The organism is Sphingomonas citricola (genome assembly GCF_019429535.1).
Classification (GTDB): Bacteria; Pseudomonadota; Alphaproteobacteria; order Sphingomonadales; family Sphingomonadaceae; genus Sphingomonas; species Sphingomonas citricola.
This window is the reverse complement of record NZ_JAHXZM010000008.1, coordinates 1-19,877: the sequence shown is the minus strand read 5'-3', so window position 1 is coordinate 19,877 and position 19,877 is coordinate 1. Positions and strand designations below refer to the sequence as shown.

Sequence of the window (19,877 nt, the reverse complement as noted above, 5' to 3'; positions counted from 1 at the left end):
ATGAAGGATTGTCGACATGTCGGAACGTCTTATTGTACGCTTCTCGCCCAAGCAGGTACCATCATCGCCTTGTCAACACCGTCGCCCTTATGATTCAGCGGCAGGAGCCCTTCGGTTTTACCGTCCAGCACGCCGCCCCCGCGCTCTCGATCGTCGCCCCGGCCTACAACGAGCGCGAGAACATCCGCCCGCTGGTCCACGCGGTCGCGCATGCGATGGGGGAGACGTCGTGGGAGTTGATCATCGTCGACGATGACAGCCCCGACGGTACCGCGCGCGAGGTCGCGGTGCTCGCAGGGGAGGGGGCACCGGTGCGCTGCATCCGCCGCATCGACCGGCGCGGGCTCGCCTCGGCGGTGGTCGAGGGTGTGCTCGCCGCGACGAGCGAGCTGGTCGCGGTCATCGACGCCGACCTCCAGCACGACGAGACGCGACTGCCCGTCATGCTAGGCCTACTCGAGACGACCGACGTCGACCTCGTCATCGGCAGCCGCCATGTCGCGGGTGGCGGGGTAGGGGAGTGGGACCAGCATCGGCAACGCATGAGCCGGGTCGCCACCTGGATCGCGCACCGGCTGGCGGGCGTGCGCGTCAGCGATCCGATGAGTGGGTTCTTCGTGGTGCGCCGATCGGTGGTCGAGGCGGCAATCTACGATCTGTCGCAGCAGGGCTACAAGATTCTGCTCGATATCCTGACCGCTTCACCGCGCCCGTTGAGGGTGGCGGAGGTCGGCTACGTCTTTCGTGAACGCCACGCAGGCACCAGCAAGCTCGATGTCGTCGTATTGATCGAATATGCCTTCCTGCTCATCGACAAGCTGACGCACGGGCTGATCCCGCCGCGGTTTATATTGTTCTGCGCGATCGGCGGGCTTGGGTTATTGTGTCATCTCGCGGTGCTCGACATCACGATCGGGCAGGGGGTCACATTCCTGCGCGCGCAGGTGATCGCGACCGTCGCCGCGATGGCGTTCAACTACGTGCTCAACAACGCGATCACCTATCGCTCGGCGCGGTTGAGGGGCGTGCGGTTCGTGATCGGCTATCTGGTGTTCAGCGCGGTATGCAGCCTCGGCGCGCTCGCGAATATCTCGGTCGCCAATCTGACGCTCAACGAGATGGGCAGCTGGCCGCTCGCGGGGGTGGCGGGAGCGCTGATGAGTTCGGTGTTCAATTTCGGGGTCGCGACGCATTTCGTCTGGCGACCGGACCGGCGACGGCGTCGTCCGACCGTCGTGCTGCGCGCGCGGATCTGAGCCACAGCGCGGAAGGTCCTGCCCCACCGCGAACGGCAGGGCAGGGGGGATCAACTCAGTTGCTGTCCGAGTTGTTGTTGTCGTCGGCAATGATGATGATGCCGGCGATCACGGCGGCTGCCGCGACGATCGCGATGATCAGGCCGCTGCCGCCCGCTGCGATGTCGTTCTTGTTCGCCAACGGCGCCGAGGCGCGAACCGACTTGGTGACCGACAGCGACGAAGCGGGGTTGACGGGCGCCGCAGCGACCGGGGCGGCGACCAGCGCCGATGCGGCCGCAACCGCGAAATACCTAGCGAACATGTTGTGACTCCCGTGTGTAAGACACACTACCTTAGCTGCGTCGCAACAAAACGTCGAGGTGATTGATCGTTCGTTTCGTCTGTTCCGTCGCATCGCATGCACGGATTCATCAAAATGTGCGGGGCACGGCGTCAATGCCAATCCGCATACACAATCTAGCGACAACGAAGTCGCTCCACCTGTTTGGTCGTACAATGACTAGCTATCCGGTGCTGATGAAGAGCTGGTGCCATCGTCTATCGCTGTCATCGTTACGGATACCGTAGGAATACTGTGTAACTAATAACTGCGTAAGGGATTACGGATCATCGTGAGACTCGCGCTCGTCGCACTTGGATCCAACGCGGTGTGGTTGGCGGCCTCGCGCGCGTCGATACCCGCGCCGAGCTTCGCGAGCATCCGCCCGAGCGGGCCGTCGAGCGTCGCGAGCGCGAGCTCTCGGCACGACAGCGTCCGCCGCATCGCGCTCTGCTCGCGCTGGTGCTCGGCCACGTGCTGTTCCGCGTCGGCGGGGAGCGGCGCGGGGCGTAGCCAGCGCGGCAGGTGGCGGAGCAGCCGGTCGGGCAGCATCAGCCGATAGGCGTTCGAGGTCTGCGCGATCCGCGGCCCCGGCCCTTCGGCGCGCAGCCGCGCGAAGCGGCGCTGGCGGACGAGAAAACCGATCTCCTCGAGCAGCGTTAACCCGCGCGCGACGGTCGCACGCCCCAGCCCGGTGACGCGCGCGAGATGGTCGTAGCTCGGATAGACGCGCCCGCGGTTGAGCCGCGCGAGCGCGAGCAACTCCTCGAGTACGCGCACCGCGCCCGCGCTCAATCGTGCGACCAGCCGCTCGGACGCGGTGAGCGTGCGCTCGCCGCGCCGCTCGATCCGTCGCAGCATCCGCGCGGCATCGAGCGCGCGTCGTGCGGCGCGCAGCACGCGGTCGGTCTCACCCTTCGCAGGGGGAGCGAAGAACGCGTCCTCGAAGGTGCCCGCCTCGCGGCTGCCGGGCAGCACCGGGCGCGGGGCCGCGTCCGTGATCACGCCAGCGCGCTGTCCGATCCGCGCGAGCGCCAGCGCGCCCACCTCGCCGAGCGTATAGGCCGTCATCGTCCATCCCCTTCGCAGGGCTGGGACCAGGAACAAAAAAGGGGCGTGGCGCCGAACGCGCATCCTTGAAACGGGAAGGTTTCGCCGGTATCTAGAAGGGGTTGTGATTGACCCCGGGACGACGTTTGGCGACGTCGTTCCATCTACCTTTCGGGATGCCCGGCCTTCGTGCCGGGCTTTCTTTTATGTGGTCACAGCCGCTTTCCTACTCGTGCCGGCATCAGCGCCGATCCTGCGCATGGTGTCGCAAGAAAAATCCAACAAAGAAAGCGACTACGGTTCGTGCTTTCGAGTAGGAAATGCCGAATTTGGCGAACAAAACTCCAAATACACGCGGTCTATTCGTGCTTTCGAGTAGAATAAGCACGGAGAGTTCGTGCTATCGAGTAGGAAATAGCCGCGCTCTTCGTGCTTTCGAGTAGAATTGATCGACGTTACTCGGGCAGCTCGCGCGTCGATTCGCGCGCGCCAGTGGCCGGTGATTCGGCGCCTGCGTTAATCTGCCCGCCGACCTCTTCGTCGGTCGGCTCGCCGGCCTGCTCCGGCCGATAGTTGATGACCACGCGCGCGGGCGCGGCGCGGCGTCCGCGGCGCTGGGCGCCCTCACCAACGTCGGCAGCCGGGGCAGGGGTCTCGTCCTCGATCAGCTCGATCGCGTAATCGGGGATCGCATCGGACCCGGCGATCCCGCGCATCGCGGCACGGAAGTTCGACAGCGGGTTCTGATAGCCGATCTGGAGCCGGAAGGTCGCGAGGTCGATCTCCATCCGCCCGTCCTCGCAGGTCGAGCGCGCGACCTCGTAGATGCGCCGCTCGATGGGGCCGAGCTGGAAATAGGTCGCGGCGTAGTTGAGCACCTGCCGGTCGCGCAGGATCGCGCGGAACAGCCAGTCGCACAGCCGCACTTTGACGGCTTTCAGGCGCCGCTCGCCGGTCTTGGTCTTCGAATAATGCAGTCGCGCTTCAGACAGCCACGAGAAGAAGCCCTCCTCGCCCTCGCCGCCCGCCTCGATGTTGGTCTTGATCTGCGTGCCCTGCAGCCGCTCGAGCGCTTCGGACAATCGCTGGTACGACCGCGCCGAATGGTTAGAGCCGGTGACCGAGAACAAATCGTGCGCGGTGAAGACGAAATCCTGCGCGACGTCCTCGCCCGCTTCCAGCTTCGCCGCCATCAGGCTGGCGATGTAGAGCACGATCTCCTTGTCGTAGATCGTCGCGACGCCGTTGGCGGACGGGCGCACCTCGATCGAGACGGTGGCGTGCTCGTAGCTGAGCGGCTTCATCCACGCGTTCTTCGACAGCGCGAAGAACGGAAACGCCATCAGCGACCGCTCGCCGCGGATCTCGCCGTACAAGGGGCTGTCGAGCTGGAACAGGTCACGCTGCGATAGCGGCTTGCCATCGCGCTTGCGCGCGGACGCAGGCGTGCGGGCGGGGAGGGCAGCGGACGGCTTGGCGGGTACCTGGGTCATGCCGGATATTTCCTACTCGAAAGCACGAACTTTGGGGAGGGCGAAGGCGTATGCGCGAGGAAAAGCACCCATGAGCGTATGCGAGTTCGTGCTTTCGAGTAGGAAATGCGTACGTCAAAGCGGCTTCGTTATCGCGCCATCTTCTGCAATGGATGCTGGGCTCGGCGTACTGCCGGAAGTGAGGAGTAGACGGGTGAGAAGTTTGGTATCTGCGGTGCTGGTGCTACTGTGCGGATGCACCTCTTCAGGAGTTGGGGTAGCGAGGATACAGGACAGTGCGGATGCGCAAGCCACGTGGCTGACCAACGTGCCGGTGGAGCAGGTCGCCACCTGTCTGGGCCGCGCCTATGGGACAGCACCGCAGCAATCCGGGCAAGATTGGTCGGTCAACGACACCACATCCGCGACGGTCTATCGCATCGCTCCTCTTTCCGACCCGCTCAATCGCTACTCCACCCGGATCGATCAGATCGGCCAAACTGCTTCCGAACGACCGATCCGCGTATCCGACTGCGTGGTGGCCGTCGAATAGCCGCGTAGCCGCAATACCGGCAGATCGGCTGCTCGTTGGCCGGGTGGTATATCCTCAACTGGCGATGCGGAACTGCGACAGGAGATCGTCGGCCGCTCGCATCGCCAGTTGCATGATGGTGAAGGTAGGATTGGCGCTACCGGAAGTCGGGAACACCGCGGCACTGGCGATCTGTACGTTGGAGATTGCGTGAACCCGCAGCGTCGGTCCGACCACAGACGTGCGCGGATCATGTCCCATTCGCAGCGATCCTGCGGGGTGCGCCTGTTCAGACGCGGCGTCGATCGCGCGCTCAGGCAACGTGCTCCAGTCGAGTGAACCCAACGTCGGATCGGTATGCCACAGATCCGCCAGGCTCTGCCGCGCGGTTTGCAGCGTGTGCTCGTCGTCCGACGTGCGCTCAAGATCCACGTGCAGCATCGGCATGTTCAAACTGTCGCGCCGCTCGCCCAATGTCAGCCGGTTCGCTGCGATCGGACGTTGCTCGATCCAGATTTTGACGTTGATCACCGCGTCCGCGGACCAGAATTGTTGGTGGTGGCGCGCTTGCCACGCCAACGCTCGCCCGAGTGCGGGAAGCTTTCGCATCATCCTCACCGAGTGACGCAGCATTGCAGCGCCATCACGCGCACGCAGGCTGGCAATCATCGCCCGTGCGCGCGCGGTCGCAGAATCCTCTGCAAACACCGCGTCGAAGTCAAAGTACGCGCTTGCGCTTCGAGCTGCTTGTTGTCGCCCCGCGCTGAGCTCACCATGTAGGTGGCGAACCGTGCGGTTGACCTTGCGGTCGGCGAGCGCGCGGTTGAGCGGCGTCATCGATGCAGCGCGTAGAACGGCGACCTCTACGCCGAAATGGTCGTTGAAATAACGTCCCAGGCTGTCTGTCGTGCGGCTGATGCAACCCTCGTTTTGCGCATCAGCCAACAGCAACAAGCGGGTACTTTCAAGCGTGCCGGCCGCGATCACGAACATGGTGGCCGCCACAGTCAATTCGCCTCCGCGGTGATTGGTCGCGGACACTTCGGTCAGACGCCCTTCCGCTATCTCCAGCCTACCCACGGTCGCATCGGTCCAAATCTCGAGGTTATTCAATCGCTCGAGTTCGTGCCGCAGCACGTGATCGATCCGATGATTTGCCTTGGTGGGACGCTTGGGCCAGCGCCAAGCGATGTCGGACATGCCGGTGGGCAACAATCGCCCGGGATTTAGATCGGGGTCCTGATCATGTTCGTAGGGGCTGTTATCAACCCCCATCATCGCCTCGATCTCGCGGGTGTAGCGCGACAGGTCGTTCGGCGTGATCGGCCAGCCGGGCAGGTCAAGATATGGCCGAGCCGCCATGTCGCCCGGCGACAAAGGAAGCAGCTTGCCAGCCCATTTGGCCGAGGTGCCGCCGATGCCGCGACCGCGTGCGATCCCCTGATACCTGCCCGTGGGATCGTCCACCGTGTCGAGCTCGACCATTGCCGCTTCGTGGTCGAGCGCCGTTGCCGTACCGCTTTCCAGCACAACGACGCGCAGGCGCGAATGCGCAGCGATCCTAACGGCTGCCGTCAGGCCGGCAATGCCTGCGCCAATCACGCACACGTCGGCATGGACGTGCTCGCGTCGGGACCCGAGCGAATGTCGACTGGCGGAGCGCGTCACGGCGTCACCAATCGTGCATAACCGGATAATCGATCCGGGTTGCGCGTTTGCACAATCACCGCTCCGTTCGGCCGACGCTCCAGTGCTCCCGTCAGGCGCGCGTTGATCCCGTCTTGCGACAGCGGGGCTGCGCTGTGCGCGCGCTGCGACGAAAACAGGCTATAGGTGAAATCGGGCACGAACCGGGTTTCTTCCCAGCGGCTTTCCGCGGTCTGCACCACATCCAGCACGTCGCCCCAGCGTGCGACCACGTCGTCGATCGTATCGCCGGCCACGCCGATCAGGCGCGCCATGCCGCTGGCGCGCACGGCGACCAAGGCCTCGATCATCTCGTTATTGAGGCTCGCAGCGCCGGCGGGCTCATGGATCGCGAGCACATCGACGTAATCAGTCCGCAGCGCCTTGAGCGACGCAGCGATGGAGCGCTGCAACGTGTCCGGCGTGTAGCGTTGTCTGGGATAACGCGTCAGCTTCAACCGCGTAGCGGCGGAGCGCAGCTTGCGCCCGAACGGTGCCAGCGGCCCCATGCGACCGATCAGCGGCGTTGGCAGCAACCCGAACTTGGTGGTGATCGTAACCCTGTTGCGGCGTGTTCCAAGTACGCGGCCGAGCACTTCTTCGGACAAACCGTCGCTGTAGAAACGCGACGTGTCGAAGTGAGTCATCCCCAGATCGATCGCAGTGTCGATCAGCGCGGTACGGGCGTGCGACGGCATTAGATGGAGGTGCGCAAGGCCGACACCGATCCGCGGCACCACCATCCCGGAGCGCGGCAGGGTGACGCAGGGCATTCGAGATCGGACTGCGTTCATGTGTGTGCGCGCCCCCTTGTTCACGCGTTGACGACGCGGGCCGCCTACCGGCGGGTAGCAGAAGTGTCCATGTGAAACGCCGGAGCGGTCGGGTGAGGTCAACCGATCACGTTGTCGGCAAGACGCAGCTTGTCGGCGGGTAACAGGCTGATCACCAGCCGCGTAGAACCCTTGGTGAAGCGTCCGCCACTGATGCTGAGGCGACGCAGGCCCGGTGCATTCTCTGCGTAGATCGCGCTGTCGACCGGGCCACCGCGAAGCCGGCTGCCGCTGACGACTGGCGCGGTGACCGTTGCCGTTCCGCTTGCCGTGCGTGTCAACACGAAAGCAAGGCCGGCGATGTCGGTCAGTTGCGGTCGATCGATCACGGCATCGCGCCCACCGATGTCGAAACCGTTGGGGCGGAGGTCGGGATTGTTGGAGGTGATGTTGCGCAAACGTGCGCCGGCGATACGCGGGCGTACCGCGAATTCATGCAGCATCACCGCCGCACGACATGCCCGGCCTACCGTATCGATGACGGGATCAGTGACGGTACAATCCACCGCCGCGCGCGGGAGCGTTTCCGATCCAGCAAGGTCTTGACCCGCCCGCCCGCCAATCGTGATGGCGCCTTGATCGAAGCCAGCGGGTAGCCTGCGCCCGGTCACGCAGCCGCGGATCACGGGTGCGATCACTTGGCAGCGCGCCACGCCGAACGTGTTGAACGCTTCCTCGCCGTAGAGATAGACGCCCGCGGCCGCAGCGCGTTCGATCAATGGCCGCTCATAAACGACGTCGGTTCCGCCAACCACAGTAAAGCCACGCGCCGCTGAGTCACGGCTGATGCCGTCGACCGCGCGAATATTGCGACATACCTGACGTTGCCGCACATAGGAGACGACCGCGAAACCGTCGTCGCCCGTATTCTCCGCCAACGGCCGCTCGAATGTCAGGTCAGTCGATCCGTTGGTGACGTGGATGCCGTCGGCGAAGCTGTGGCGCACGATGGGCCGGATGATGCGCCCACGATGCGCGTTGTTGAACATGAAGCCTGCGGCAGCCACGCCTCGGCCAGGGGCAACCGCGTCAACCGTGACGTTCTCGATGACGAAATCAGTCGCCTGGTTGCCCTCGTCGCCGATCCACAGACCATCGTCCCAATCGTCGGACGTGCGCGCGTTCGCCGCGCCGAGCAGGCGTAGGTTCGCGATACGGAAGTCGCGCCCGATACAGCGCAACACCTGTCGCGCATCCGCCAGTGCGCCCAACGTGCATCCCTGGCCATCGAACGAGACACCCTGAAGCGACAAGGGACCATCGTGGCGGTAGTAAGCATCGGGATCGCCCAGGAGATCGAACCCTTGCTCGTGTGCGGCGCGAAAGGCCTGATCAAGCCGTGTCCACTGATCACGGTTGCTGAACCGGTCGACCCCCAGGCTGGATAGCGTGCGCGTCGGTCGCTTGGTGATCGTGCCGGTAGGCGCGGATGCTACCGAGCGCTCCTTGCCCTGACATGCCGTGATCACGCATGAACCAGCTAGACCAGCGATCACCTGGCGGCGCGACCATGCCATCAACGCATCAATTCCCATAGGTGCGGCGCAAGGCGCCTTCCAATCGGCCAATCGCGACACGACCGTAGTACGGCAGCATATCGGCGCGCCCGCGCGCCAGCGACACTGCCGCACTGGCCAGCGGGCGCGCGACCCACTCCGCAATCTTGATTGGGCCATAGCCATGCAGCCGAAGGACAAATCCCATGCCGCGAGCATAGCCGTGCGCCTTTCGCATCAGCTTCGCATCGGGACTGCCCAGGATCATCTCTTCGTGGTGACCGACGAGCGCGGGATCATACCAGCAGCGCAGACCGGCACGTAGCGCACGAATGAGAATGTCCTGGATTTCGCACGATTGCCACGGTGTCGCAGCACCAATGCCGATGTCGTCATCGAACCCGTCGAGCATGTCCAGCGCACTGCGACGGAACAACACCATCCACTCGATCGCCGTTGTCCAAACGTTGACCAGGTCGAGCGGTTGGGGCGCCTCCTCGAACCGGCCATTGATGCTTCGACCGGTTTCGTCAGCGGCGCGGCCCGATATGATGTCGCAATTCCAGTGCGTCATCGCCGCGACGGATTTCTCCAGGAAGTCGCTCGGATACCAGCAATCATCGTCGGGGAAGAGCACGATATTGCCTCGGGTTCGGCGCCATCCCCGGTTACGGCCACGGCTGGCACCGCGCTCGCCCGGCGTATGAAGGCGTTCGATCCGGAAAGGCCATGGCCGCACGCAGATGCTGGCCAAACGGTCGTCGTCATTCTGGTCGACCACCAGCACGTCGAAATCGGTGAAGGATTGTTGCGCAAGGCTGTCGAACAGCCGTTCGACCTGTTCGACACGTCCAAGCGTCGTCACCACAAGCGACAATGCAGGGGCAGAGGCAGGGGCAGAGGCAGGGAACGCTGCGGTTTCGTGCATGAGGAACGCCTATCAGTTCGCGGCTGATGCCACTTGGGCGAGAAAACGATCCCGCGGCAACTGCATCGGTCGCAGCGCGTAAAAGACGATTGCCGTACCTAGGAAGATCGGCAGCGTGCGTGTGTCGACGATGTAAATGACGCGGATCAGATCGGTTAAGCCGAGGAACACCGCGGGATACAACATCAGTCCAGCGAGGTTGCCGTTCTGGAAGCTGCGGTGCACCGAGCCGATCAGAATACCGAGACCCACCATGAACAAGGATGCAAAAACGAAATTGTAATCCAGGTAGGCGGAGAAAAATCCGCCTGGATTATTGAATTCGAGCGTCGCGTATTTCTGAAGATATTGATTCATCATCGATTCGTCTTCGGAAGCAAAAAAGGTGCGAAGTCCGGGAAATTTACTAATCCAACCGATCGTGATCTCAGGCGTGGAATGATGACGGCCGTACATCAGATACGCACCCGCACCATTGTTGATCGAGGTTGAAAAATACCCCGCGAAGCGTTGACTGATAAAATCGAGGTACGAGCGGAAAAATAATCGGTAATATTGCCAGCTGCGGAAATATTCGCCCGCGGCGAATGCTGCAAACACGGCGCCGACACCGATAAACGGTGCGAAATTGCGCAACGCAGACGGTCGCCAGCGATACGCGATTGGGATCATGAACATCGCAGCCAGGATTTCCAGCAATGCGAGCCGTTCCGAGTTGAGCACCGAGCGTAGGAACGTCAGCACGATGATTGCAAGCGCGATCTGGCGGATGCGCGATGGCATCTGGTAACCTGCCAGCGTGACCAGCGCCGACAAAAGCGCCAAATAGACAATTCCGAACTGAACCAGGGAAGTAACCCCTGGTATCCGACCCAATGCCTCGCGCAGCAGCCCCGCAGCGGCCGCGTTGCCGCGCAGAAGCTCGAGCACCAGGTCGAAGCGATACAGCAGGGTTCCCAGCAGCAGAACGTAAGCGACGATGGCGATCCATCCGAACCACTGCAGCACCTTGGTGGCGCGGTCGGGATCAATCAGCACGATCATGTCCCGCCGTCGTACGAGCCCGCGGCCGATCGCTATGCCCAGCAGCAGCATCGTAGCGCTGAACATTGCCAGACCGAACGTCTGCCATGTCACGAAATCGGCGCTCGCGTTGTATAACGAGTAGTTGAACTGATTGAGGTACGCTGCGAAGCAGAAGATCGGCAGCACGATGGCGACAATCGCCCAGATCGGATCGAGCCACCATGCCATGCTGCGTCCCGGCGGGCGATGCAGCACCAGCGCTAAACGCCGCGCGCGCGGGCGCTCCGCCGTGCCGTCGGGTACGTTGTCGGCAACCGACACCCCAATCGGCGGGGAAGAACTCATCTGCACTCCTGCGGGCAATACACCCGGCACTCCGTAGCCGCGCGCGCCAGCGTCCGACAACCTTTAAGCGCCACGCATGGAGCCGTACGGCCGCCATGATCCGGTCACGCTCATCAGGCAGCCCTTGCCCGTCCTGCTTTAACCCTCGTTTCACGTGTCTGACGATCAGCGGCACGGTCGCGTGCAGGCGGCTGGGAATTTAGGCCCGCTCACCCTATCGGGGACTTTGCTGCATTGTGGCACGTCGATTTACAACAAGAGCAACAGCCTGTGCGCCTCGTTCTCAATGGCCGTTTTCTCGGGCGTCCTGTCACCGGGGTCGAACGCGTAGCGCTGGAACTGACCCGCGCGATGCGCACCGTGCTTGCGCAACGCGGCGAACGCGACATCGCCGTGTTGATCCCACCCGTCCCCTTGGCCAGCGATATTGCAGCGACGATGGGCGATCCCGTGCCGGTCATGACCGCTGTTGGGCGACGCAGCGGGCATGCGTGGGAGCAGCTCGATCTGATGCGGGCGCAGCCGGACGCGTGGCTGCTCAGCCTGTGCAATGTCGGGCCGATGCTGCGCCGGCGTCAGGCCGTCGTGATCCATGACACGCTGTTCATCGACCACCCGGAATCATTCTCGCGCATGTTCCGCTGGTGGTACCGGTTGGTGTTGAGTGTGTTGGGGCGACGGGCTGGCGCGGTGTTTACCGTATCCGAGTTCTCGAAGAAGTCCCTGGAGCGCCACGGGTTGGTCCCGGTGGGGAAGGCGCACGTGCTGCGTTTGGGGGTCGACCATCTGGAAGAAGGGGCGGTCGACGAGACGATCCTGGCGCAGATCGGGATCCTCCCGCGCCGTTACATTCTGGCGATCGGATCGCTGGCGCGCCACAAGAACCTAGCAATGCTGGTGGAGGCATTCCGCGCAGCTGAGCTACCTGACGTGAGCCTGGTGATCGCGGGAGGCGGTAATTCCCGCATCTTCCAGCACGCGGGCTTCGGGGAAGGCGCCAACATCCACTATACCGGGCGTATCAGCGATGCCGCGCTGAAAGGCTTGTATGCCAATGCGATGGCATTCGCGTGCCCGTCGATTTCCGAAGGATTTGGCCTGCCCCCGCTCGAGGCGATGACCTTTGGCTGCCCGGTTGTCGCGACCACGGGGGGTGCCGTTCCCGAAGTATGCGGTGATGCCGCTGTCTACGCTGATCCGCATGACCGCGCTGCTTGGACCGAGGCATTGCGCCGGATCGTGAACGAGCCTGCGCTGCGCGAGCAACTGGCCGTCCATGCACGCGCGCGCGCGGCATCGTTCACGTGGGAGGCAGCGGCCGAACGTGTGCTGGCCGTCCTGGAAACGGTCACGCGCGACTAGCTTATCCGCGCACCGATAATCGGCCTCTATGCCGACCGACGCCGGCGCAGGATCAGCGTCCGCCCAGGCACTTCGATCCAGCGGTGCAACAGGTGTCCGGCAAGGATCGTTACTATGAGCATCCCCGGAAGGAACGCGATCGGCACGACACCGTCACCATAACCGAAGACACGTTCGATCACCTTGAAACCGGTCATCTCGATCAAGCCGTGCACCATGTAGATCGAATAGGAAATGTGTCCCAGATGGGTGAGCGCGCGCTGTCCTGGAAAGGTGAGCTGCCAGTCGCTCATGAACAAGGTCGCGATCAGCACGGCAAAGCCGAGCACCGCGATCCAATTCGGTCCAAATCCGAGGATAAGTGCCACGAGTAACCCGCCAACTGTGGCGGTGCGGCCGATCGCAACATGCCGGCAGGCTTGAAAAAGCGTGATGCCGAGAATGAACTCAGGCATGATCCGCAACAGGCTGAAGGTCGTCAGCTCGAATGGATCAACGCCGACGGCCTCCAATCCCGCCACAAAGGCTAGAAATACCGCTACGCCAAGGACCAGCGGGTATCGTACCCGCAGCACGGCGAAGGCGATCGGCCAGAACAGCAGATAGGCGAAAAATTCGGCGCTGATCGACCAGGACGGGTAGTTGAGGTACAATTTGTCAAACAGGCCGTAAGCCTGTAGCATCAGTGCGGTTGGCACCAGCGCGCGCACTTCGCTTGCGATGTCGACGTTTGACAGACCGGCGGCCGATCCACCTGCTAGAATGATGAATGCCGCGATCATGGTGACAGCGTGCACCGGGTAGATGCGCGCGAACCGTTTGCGCAAAAAGACGCGATACTCGAATGCGCCTTTCTCGATCGGCGCAAGATACACGTACGCGAGAATGAAGCCGCTCAGAATGAAAAACAGATCGACGCCCAGGTGGCCGCGCTGCACGAACTCACCGCTGAGTGCGGGGCCGAAATGCCCGGAGAAATGATACAAAACGACCCATAAGGCAGCGAAGCCGCGAATGCAGGTCAGGCCGATCTGTTCACGCTGCGCGGTCATGCGTCGCGGCTAGCATGTGCATTCAATCGCCGAAAGCGATGTGACGGGAGGGCATTCCGTACCCTAGCCGCGCAGGCGGGGATGGGCCATGAAGCGGCTGTAATGCGTATCCGTCGAACAACCATCCACTGGGCCGTGCTGTTGCTCGCGAGCATCGGATCGGCCGGCTTTGCCCGATCAATCGGTTCGGGCCCCATCGTGATTGTCGCGGAAGGCGACAGCCTGACCTACGGGCAGGATACGGCATCGTCACGGGTGCTGCCTCCGATCAACGGAGCAGGAGCCAGTCGATCGGCCACGCCCTATCCCGAAACGCTCGAGCGTCTGCTCGGCCGTGGTTACACGGTGCTGAACCACGGATTTCCGGGAGATCGCACAACCGAGGGATTGGCGCGGTGGCCAGCGCCCCCTCAGGCAAAGGTGGTGGTGCTGATGTACGGCACCAACGATTGCATGAACTACGGCGGGTATTCGAGTGCTTTGTCGGTGGTGGATTATTCCACCAATCTTCGAACGCTGGTGCAACGACGCCGCGCGAACAAGGCCAGGATCATCATCGTGGCACCACCTCCGCTGGCGGATCCCGCGGCTGACCGAAAATGCCAGCCATATCGCAGTGCCGCGGCGCAAATAGCGCGCCGCTCGGGCGCCGTCTTCTACGCAGTGCCGCGAACGCTGAACATGTGGAGTGACGGGGTGCACCTGAGCGCTGACGCATATGCCCGGTTGGCGCGCGGCGTGCTGCCGTTGGTGCGACGTGCGGCCCCGCGTGGATGATCGAGCCTCGATTGTGTCGAGTTGCCACTGATCACATCCGGCATCGCGGTGCACTCGTATCTATCGCTTTAGAACACGCAATCCGAAGCCGGCGGTTTGGTTCACGACCGGCTCACGACGTTCGATGCAGGAATGACGCATGAAAGTGATCCACATCGCCCAGATGATACAAGGGGGCGTCGCCAGCTACCTGAACGAGGTGATCCCTTATCAGCGTCGGACCTTTGGTCGAAATGCGGTGCTGGTCGCCATTCCGGCGAGCGAGGTCGCGTTCATCGACGATGACGATCCTGCACTGCTGCGCCCGATCGCAACCAGGGGACGCAAGGTCGGCAGCTTGCTGCGTTTCCTTTTTCACACGATCCAGGTCATCAACACCGAGAAGCCGGACGTTATCCACCTGCATAGTACGTTCGCGGGTGCATTGGTGCGGATGTGGTTCTTGTTGCTGCCGTGGAACCGCCCATCAATCGTTTATTGCGCGCACGGCTGGGCGTTCAACATGCAGGTTTCGGAACGCCTGCGGGGCATTTACGCGCTGCTGGAACGCACCTTTGCACGGGTGACGGACGCGATCGTGTGTATTTCCCGGTTCGAGTACGCGCAGGCGATCCGGCGCGGGTTGCCGCGTGACCTGCTGCACCTCATCCACAACGGGATTGCTGATCAGCCGGTCGCTGCGCGGCGCGGTGGGGGGGTGTTCAACCCTGCGACACTCAACCTGCTGTTCGTCGGACGTCACGATCGGCAAAAGGGCTATGACACGCTGCTGGAAGCGATGCACACGCTGCAAGGGCATCCGATCACGCTGCACGTCGTTGGCGGAGCGGTGGTGTCGGCGCAGGATAGCGACGAGACGAGCATCGACGCCGTGCCCACCAACGTAGTTCAGCACGGCTGGAAGTCGCGTGCGGACGTCGAGGCCTATCTGGCTCAGGCCGACGCTCTGGTGATGCCGTCGCGCTGGGAAGGGTTCGGCCTTGCCGCACTTGAGGCGATGCGGCAGCAAGTGCCGGTGTGCGCTAGCAACGTCGATGCCTTGCCCGAGCTGGTCCGCGAAGGTGTGTCGGGTCATCTGTTCCCACCCGACGATGTGGCAGCGCTCAGCACGCTGCTCGCGAGCCTTGATCGCGACAGCCTGCAGGCAATGGGACCGCGCGCGCGCGCATGGTATCTAGAACATTTCACCTCGGAAAAGATGAACCGTGACCTGGTCGGGCTCTATCGCAGCCTGGTTCCTGCAAGCAATGGAGCAACGAAGCAATGATCCACCAGCGCACCACACGGATCGCCAACACGGTCGTTGCCATTGCCGCGATGGCAGGCATGATCGCCGGATCCGCGCACGCGCAGCTGATCAGTAGCGAAATACGCGGCGACGAGCGCGTCTGCGTGTACGTCGGCTCGCCGACGCTACCCAATGACGCGTCCGGAGCGCGCGCCACAACGGTTGGTCTGGGACAGGAATGTCCGGTCAGCGCACCCTACAGCGACCCCAACGCCCCGATCCCGTCCAATGCTGCGCTGCGCAGCGAAGCCACCGATGCCAGCAATCGTATTTGCACCTACGAGCAAGGCGGCGTTGACTACCGCGTCACGGTTCCGATCGCGGTGCGCTGCGCGATGACGCCGGGCTTGTTGGAGCGTGAACAGCAGCAGCGTGATGCGCAATGATGCGATAACGCGTCACGCTCCACGGCGGCGATGGTACAATCGCCGCACTTCCGCCATCAGTGAGTGATCGCGCGCCACGATCAACCCGGCCCATCCGACGATCCCCAACAGCACTGCTGCTGCCAAGGCGATGAGCGGCGTGTTCGGCGACCAGCGATACCATAGCATCAGCAGCAATGCCGGGGTGGTCGCGGCGAGGGTAAGCAGCAATCCCTCGCCGTAGATGCGCTCCAGTTCGCCCGGGTTCGTGCCGGCCAGCCGGTCCATGTGCGGCCGGTACAGGAAGTAGCCGACGGCAGCTTCAACGATCCGCGATGCGGCAGCCCAGGCAAGCCCGAAGAAGCATCCAACCGTGAACAGGCCGGTGCCGATGATCGCCCGCAGCATCTCGAACCGGGTCTGACGCGCGGTTTCCTTGCGCAGCACGAACAGTTCCCAGTTCATCCCGAACCCCAGGGTGACGAAGGTGGATACCATCAACAGCGACAAGGGAAGCGCCGCGCCCAGCCACCGCTCGCCGTACAGGGTGACGACCACCGGCCGCGCCAGGATCGCCAGCCCGACGAGTAGCGGCCACATGATGGCGATGATGTTGCGGATCGAGGTGGTGAACGTATCGTGCACCGTTCCGCGATCGTGCAGTTCGCGCGACATGTGCGAGAAGATCACGTTGGTTGCAGCACCGTAGACGTTGCTGAACACCAGCGCCTGGATGTTTGATGCACGGGAGTACAGTCCGAGTGCGGAGAGGCCGATCAGCCGCCCCAGGATCAGGTCGCTGCCGCGCGTAGCAAGCTGCGCGACGCCGCTGATCGAGATCATCTGGACACCGAAGGCGATGATCGGGCCGAAATTGGCGAGTGACGGAGCAAACACCGTGTCGCGCCAGCGTGTCACGGTATAGATGATGGCACACACCGCCCCTGCGACCAGCGGGCCGATCGCCAGGCTGATTGCGCCATAGCCGCGTAGCGCGAGCGCGACCGTCACGGCCGAGGTGACGACCACGCGCACCACGTTCACCGCCGAGATCAGGCCGTAGCGCATTTCGCGCATGCTGAGCGCTGTGGGAATGAATTCAAAGATCGCGATCAGCGGCGCCATGCTGGTCAGCAACAGCACCGCGCCCACATCCGGCTGCCCCAGATAACCGGATTCGACAAACGCCATCCCGAACAGCGCGCCCGCCAGCACGATGTTCAGCACCGCATTCACCGTGAATACGCTGCGTAGCAGCGCGCGATCGACCCGTTCCTCGCGCACTAGATAAGTGTGCACGCTGAACGTCATGAAAATGGCAAGCACCGCCGATACCGCGACCGCCAGCGCATAGATGCCCACTTCGCGCGGAGACAGCAGCCGGGCAACGACGACCGAGGTCGAGAAACTGACAACGAAGGTGATGGCCTGGCTGCCATAGGACCATAGCAGCGACTTGCGTATCGACATGGAAGCTCCACTCGCCCGACGTCGGCGGTTGCGTGGGCGCGGTAGCGCAGGTCCGGCCGCAGATGCTAAACTTATTGCACACGCAGGCGAAGTGGTGGAACGCGCGCATCATGCTGCAACAGGCGAACGATCACATGACAGCCGAAACGACGCACCGCGGTGAACGGGTCGGCCCGGCAGGCATCGTCACGCGCTTGGGCGGCAGTGCCCAACCGGTCTTCTCCATTTGCACGATGGTGACGAACTGGGATGAATATGACGGGTGCATGGCGTCGTTCGCACGAGGCGGGTTCGACCACCAAAGCTGCGAGTTCATCGTGCTGGACAACACCGCAGGCAATCGGGCCGACGGTTATGTCGCATTGAACGAATTTCTCCAGGCGGCTGCGGGCCGGTACGTATTGATCTGTCACCAGGATGTGGTGCTGATCGAGCATGGCCGCGTGGACCTGGAACGGCGATTAGCCGAGCTTGACCAGATCGATCCGCACTGGGGCGTGTGCGGCAATGCCGGCTACACCGCGGAAGGTTGGCCGGTGCTGAACTTGTCGCACCCGGCCAATGATCGCGATGTGCTGGGCACGCCGTTTCCCGTTCGCGTGGTATCGCTCGACGAGAACTTCCTGCTGGTGCGCCGCGAAGCGAACCTCGCGGTGTCGCGCGACCTGTCGGGGTTCCACCATTACGCCGTGGACCTGTGCACGGTTTCCGACATCCTGGGCTGGAACAACTACGTTATCGACTTCTTCCTGCGCCACAACAGCGGGGGGACGCTGGATGCTAGCTACGATCGGTCGCGCGATGCGATCACCGCCAAATACGCACGCGCGCTGCGACCACGCTGGGCGCACGTCATTACGCTGCGTCCCTTTCTGCTCTCGGGATCGCGGCTCCACCATCGCCTGAGCGGGGTGCAGCGGCGCTTGGGCAAGCTGCTGGGCATTTACCCGCGCGACGGCGTGCTGGGCGATCCAGCCAAGCGGCCCAGCAGATCGTCGACACCGATGCGGGCGGAATAGCGACCGACGCGTCAGTCGTCACATCGTGACTAGCCAGTTGCCCCGCTGACGGGTAGCGCACGCGGCCGTGCAGCAGTTACACGATCTTCCCGGCGTATCGGTGGCGATGGCGACGTACAACGGCGCACGCTTCCTCGGTGAACAGCTCACCAGTATTGCGACGCAGACACTGCGCCCCGCTGAGCTGGTGGTCAGCGACGACGGGTCGAGCGACGATACGCTGACGATCATCCGCGCCTTTGCCGCGCAGGTGCCCTTTCCCGTCCGGATCTTGGACAAGACCGAGCGATTGGGCTTCTCCGACAACTTCCTGTTCGCGGCTGAGCATTGCACCAGCCCGTTGATCGCGTTCGTTGACCAGGACGACGTATGGACGCCCGACAAGCTCGAGGTTGGTGCGCGACGGCTGCTGGCCGACGATAGCTTGATGTCGCTGCACCAGCTGATGATGACCGACGGCGATCTGGTGCCAACCGAATTATGGAACCAGGGAATCGTTGCCGATCGGGTGTGGCAGCCGCTGGAACTCGATCCTTGGGCGGGGTGGGGCAACACCATGCTGTTTCGCCGTGAACTGGTGACGCTGGTGCCGCGCGCCCAGCGCCCGCGCCACCCGGAGGCGAACCGGCTATTGTCGCACGACACCTGGCTCTACATCGTCGCGGCAGCGATCGGGCGCGTGTCGCACATCGCGCAGCCATTGATCCTGTACCGGCAGCACGGCGGCAACGCGTGCGGCATGGTGACGCCGGGGCTGCGGGCGCGATGGCGCACCGCGACCACGGTGCCGTTGGGGAGCTACCACGAACGCGTGATCTTCTTCGGTCACCTGGCCGCGTTGTTCGACGAGATGGCACGCACCAACCAGGGTGAGCTGGGTAGCCGCGCCAAAGCCGCAGCCACGCGCTACCGCGAGCGGCGCGACCGGTTCGCGTTGCGCGCCGGCCTGCATGGCGGCGACACGCTGGTTGAACGACTGCGCGCCTGGGTTCGGCTGCAGCGATTACGGGGCGGCGACGATGTGGCGCCGCGGACGCGACTATTCTCGGCAGCCAAGGATTTCGTCTTGGGCGTCACGGGCTGGGGCCATCACGCATGATGTTCTCGACCCTGCCGACGATCCGGGCGCCGCAGCTCGATCGAACCGAGCTATCTTTCAACAGGAATAATCCGTGACCCCTGCGATACTGGTGCGAAAGGCACGCTCCTTCACGCTGCGCAATTTCCGCAAGCTGCTGGCAGGCCCGAAGGGGCGCTCGCGCCCCAGCGACGTACCCGACGTCAGCGCCATCGTTCCGTTCAACTACGATTTGAGCGGCGTCACCGCACCCGCGCGCGGTATCGCGATCGTTTGTCACCTGTTCTACGATGACCTGGCGCCGCTGATGCGCAGCTACATGAACAACGTGCCTTTTCCGGCCGATGTCTTCATTACCACCGACACCGAAGCCAAGAAGAAGGCGATCGAGCGCGAGTTCGCCGACTGGTCCGGCGGGCAGGTGGAGGTTAGGATCGCCCCCAATCGCGGTCGCGATATCGCGCCGAAATTCGTGACGCTGCGCGACGTTTACGCGCGCTACGAGCTGGTGCTGATCCTG

General features: G+C 63.2%; 19 protein-coding genes. 9 read left to right on the top strand and 10 right to left on the bottom strand.

Annotation, left to right across the window (positions count from 1 at the left end):
- Positions 1–89: 89 nt before the first annotated feature.
- Complete coding sequence (locus KZ810_RS16210) at positions 90–1,256, top strand: glycosyltransferase family 2 protein (RefSeq protein WP_219770170.1); 1,167 nt, start codon at positions 90–92, stop codon at positions 1,254–1,256.
- 55 nt (positions 1,257–1,311) lie between these two features.
- Here the strand turns inward: KZ810_RS16210 and KZ810_RS16205 are convergent, their stop codons facing one another.
- From KZ810_RS16205 to KZ810_RS16195, 3 genes are all read right to left on the bottom strand, one after another.
- Positions 1,312–1,560 carry a hypothetical protein gene (locus KZ810_RS16205; protein ID WP_219770169.1) on the bottom strand — a complete coding sequence of 83 codons (249 nt, stop codon included), beginning with the start codon at positions 1,558–1,560 and terminating at the stop codon, positions 1,312–1,314.
- Positions 1,561–1,839: 279 nt separating this feature from the next.
- On the bottom strand, positions 1,840–2,649 hold the full coding sequence (locus tag KZ810_RS16200) for a helix-turn-helix domain-containing protein (protein WP_219770168.1): 810 nt from the start codon (positions 2,647–2,649) through the stop codon (positions 1,840–1,842).
- A gap of 434 nt (positions 2,650–3,083) precedes the next feature.
- Positions 3,084–4,121 carry a replication initiator protein A gene (locus KZ810_RS16195; protein WP_258045047.1) on the bottom strand — a complete coding sequence of 346 codons (1,038 nt, stop codon included), beginning with the start codon at positions 4,119–4,121 and terminating at the stop codon, positions 3,084–3,086.
- A gap of 193 nt (positions 4,122–4,314) precedes the next feature.
- On the opposite strand from KZ810_RS16195, the gene KZ810_RS16190 reads away from it, so the two are divergent.
- A complete protein-coding gene (locus KZ810_RS16190; RefSeq protein ID WP_219770167.1) occupies positions 4,315–4,653 on the top strand; it encodes a hypothetical protein in 339 nt (112 codons plus the stop codon).
- Positions 4,654–4,707: 54 nt separating this feature from the next.
- Here the strand turns inward: KZ810_RS16190 and KZ810_RS17405 are convergent, their stop codons facing one another.
- Genes KZ810_RS17405 through KZ810_RS16165 form a run of 5 tightly spaced genes read right to left on the bottom strand, consistent with a single transcriptional unit; the run spans position 4,708 to position 10,946 of the window.
- On the bottom strand, positions 4,708–6,300 hold the full coding sequence (locus tag KZ810_RS17405; RefSeq protein ID WP_219770166.1) for a GMC oxidoreductase: 1,593 nt from the start codon (positions 6,298–6,300) through the stop codon (positions 4,708–4,710).
- Positions 6,297–7,214 (bottom strand): aldo/keto reductase, encoded by a 918-nt coding sequence (locus tag KZ810_RS16180; protein WP_219770165.1) that lies wholly within the window; start codon positions 7,212–7,214, stop codon positions 6,297–6,299. The genes KZ810_RS17405 and KZ810_RS16180 overlap by 4 nt, the downstream gene beginning before the upstream one ends.
- Positions 7,211–8,668 (bottom strand): hypothetical protein, encoded by a 1,458-nt coding sequence (locus KZ810_RS17455; RefSeq protein WP_373369175.1) that lies wholly within the window; start codon positions 8,666–8,668, stop codon positions 7,211–7,213. Before KZ810_RS17455 ends, KZ810_RS16180 begins: the two co-directional genes overlap by 4 nt.
- Positions 8,669–8,675: 7 nt before the next feature.
- The gene (locus tag KZ810_RS16170) at positions 8,676–9,575 is read right to left on the bottom strand and encodes a glycosyltransferase family 2 protein (RefSeq protein WP_219770163.1); all 900 of its coding nucleotides are present in this window, start codon (positions 9,573–9,575) and stop codon (positions 8,676–8,678) included.
- A 12-nt stretch (positions 9,576–9,587) separates the two neighbouring features.
- Entirely contained in the window at positions 9,588–10,946 is a 1,359-nt protein-coding gene (locus tag KZ810_RS16165; RefSeq protein WP_219770162.1) for an O-antigen polymerase, read from the bottom strand.
- 270 nt (positions 10,947–11,216) lie between these two features.
- Between KZ810_RS16165 and KZ810_RS16160 the strand changes: the two genes are divergently transcribed.
- The gene (locus tag KZ810_RS16160; RefSeq protein ID WP_219770161.1) at positions 11,217–12,308 is read left to right on the top strand and encodes a glycosyltransferase family 4 protein; all 1,092 of its coding nucleotides are present in this window, start codon (positions 11,217–11,219) and stop codon (positions 12,306–12,308) included.
- A 26-nt stretch (positions 12,309–12,334) separates the two neighbouring features.
- On the opposite strand, the gene KZ810_RS16155 is transcribed toward KZ810_RS16160, so the two are convergent.
- Positions 12,335–13,360 (bottom strand): acyltransferase family protein, encoded by a 1,026-nt coding sequence (locus KZ810_RS16155; protein WP_219770160.1) that lies wholly within the window; start codon positions 13,358–13,360, stop codon positions 12,335–12,337.
- Positions 13,361–13,462: 102 nt separating this feature from the next.
- On the opposite strand from KZ810_RS16155, the gene KZ810_RS16150 reads away from it, so the two are divergent.
- The 3 genes from KZ810_RS16150 (at position 13,463) to KZ810_RS16140 (ending at position 15,811) form a co-directional block, all read left to right on the top strand.
- Positions 13,463–14,137, top strand: coding sequence for an SGNH/GDSL hydrolase family protein (locus KZ810_RS16150; protein ID WP_219770159.1), 675 nt, complete (start codon positions 13,463–13,465; stop codon positions 14,135–14,137).
- Between the two features lie 139 nt (positions 14,138–14,276).
- Positions 14,277–15,404, top strand: a complete 1,128-nt coding sequence (locus KZ810_RS16145; protein ID WP_219770158.1) for a glycosyltransferase — start codon at positions 14,277–14,279, stop codon at positions 15,402–15,404.
- Complete coding sequence (locus KZ810_RS16140; protein ID WP_219770157.1) at positions 15,401–15,811, top strand: hypothetical protein; 411 nt, start codon at positions 15,401–15,403, stop codon at positions 15,809–15,811. The genes KZ810_RS16145 and KZ810_RS16140 overlap by 4 nt, the downstream gene beginning before the upstream one ends.
- Before the next feature lie 12 nt (positions 15,812–15,823).
- Here the strand turns inward: KZ810_RS16140 and KZ810_RS16135 are convergent, their stop codons facing one another.
- Positions 15,824–17,260 (bottom strand): oligosaccharide flippase family protein, encoded by a 1,437-nt coding sequence (locus KZ810_RS16135; RefSeq protein ID WP_219770156.1) that lies wholly within the window; start codon positions 17,258–17,260, stop codon positions 15,824–15,826.
- Positions 17,261–17,370: 110 nt separating this feature from the next.
- Here KZ810_RS16135 and KZ810_RS16130 point away from each other — a divergent pair, with 110 nt between their 5' ends.
- The 3 genes from KZ810_RS16130 to KZ810_RS16120 all read left to right on the top strand — a co-directional run.
- On the top strand, positions 17,371–18,279 hold the full coding sequence (locus KZ810_RS16130; protein WP_219770155.1) for a hypothetical protein: 909 nt from the start codon (positions 17,371–17,373) through the stop codon (positions 18,277–18,279).
- Positions 18,280–18,346: 67 nt separating this feature from the next.
- On the top strand, positions 18,347–19,378 hold the full coding sequence (locus KZ810_RS16125) for a glycosyltransferase family 2 protein (RefSeq protein ID WP_219770154.1): 1,032 nt from the start codon (positions 18,347–18,349) through the stop codon (positions 19,376–19,378).
- A 73-nt stretch (positions 19,379–19,451) separates the two neighbouring features.
- Positions 19,452–19,877, top strand: a 426-nt coding sequence (locus KZ810_RS16120; RefSeq protein ID WP_219770153.1) for a rhamnan synthesis F family protein, incomplete at its 3' end; no start/stop codon positions are given.

Coding starts and splice junctions, on each gene's coding strand:
- KZ810_RS16210 (WP_219770170.1), top strand. CDS start 90: ATGATTCAGCGGCAGGAGCCCTTCGGTTTTACCGTCCAGCACGCCGCC.
- KZ810_RS16205 (WP_219770169.1), bottom strand. CDS start 1,560: ATGTTCGCTAGGTATTTCGCGGTTGCGGCCGCATCGGCGCTGGTCGCC.
- KZ810_RS16200 (WP_219770168.1), bottom strand. CDS start 2,649: ATGACGGCCTATACGCTCGGCGAGGTGGGCGCGCTGGCGCTCGCGCGG.
- KZ810_RS16195 (WP_258045047.1), bottom strand. CDS start 4,121: ATGACCCAGGTACCCGCCAAGCCGTCCGCTGCCCTCCCCGCCCGCACG.
- KZ810_RS17455 (WP_373369175.1), bottom strand. CDS start 8,668: ATGGCATGGTCGCGCCGCCAGGTGATCGCTGGTCTAGCTGGTTCATGC.
- KZ810_RS16170 (WP_219770163.1), bottom strand. CDS start 9,575: ATGCACGAAACCGCAGCGTTCCCTGCCTCTGCCCCTGCCTCTGCCCCT.
- KZ810_RS16165 (WP_219770162.1), bottom strand. CDS start 10,946: ATGAGTTCTTCCCCGCCGATTGGGGTGTCGGTTGCCGACAACGTACCC.
- KZ810_RS16155 (WP_219770160.1), bottom strand. CDS start 13,360: ATGACCGCGCAGCGTGAACAGATCGGCCTGACCTGCATTCGCGGCTTC.
- KZ810_RS16150 (WP_219770159.1), top strand. CDS start 13,463: ATGCGTATCCGTCGAACAACCATCCACTGGGCCGTGCTGTTGCTCGCG.
- KZ810_RS16145 (WP_219770158.1), top strand. CDS start 14,277: ATGAAAGTGATCCACATCGCCCAGATGATACAAGGGGGCGTCGCCAGC.
- KZ810_RS16140 (WP_219770157.1), top strand. CDS start 15,401: ATGATCCACCAGCGCACCACACGGATCGCCAACACGGTCGTTGCCATT.
- KZ810_RS16135 (WP_219770156.1), bottom strand. CDS start 17,260: ATGTCGATACGCAAGTCGCTGCTATGGTCCTATGGCAGCCAGGCCATC.
- KZ810_RS16130 (WP_219770155.1), top strand. CDS start 17,371: ATGCTGCAACAGGCGAACGATCACATGACAGCCGAAACGACGCACCGC.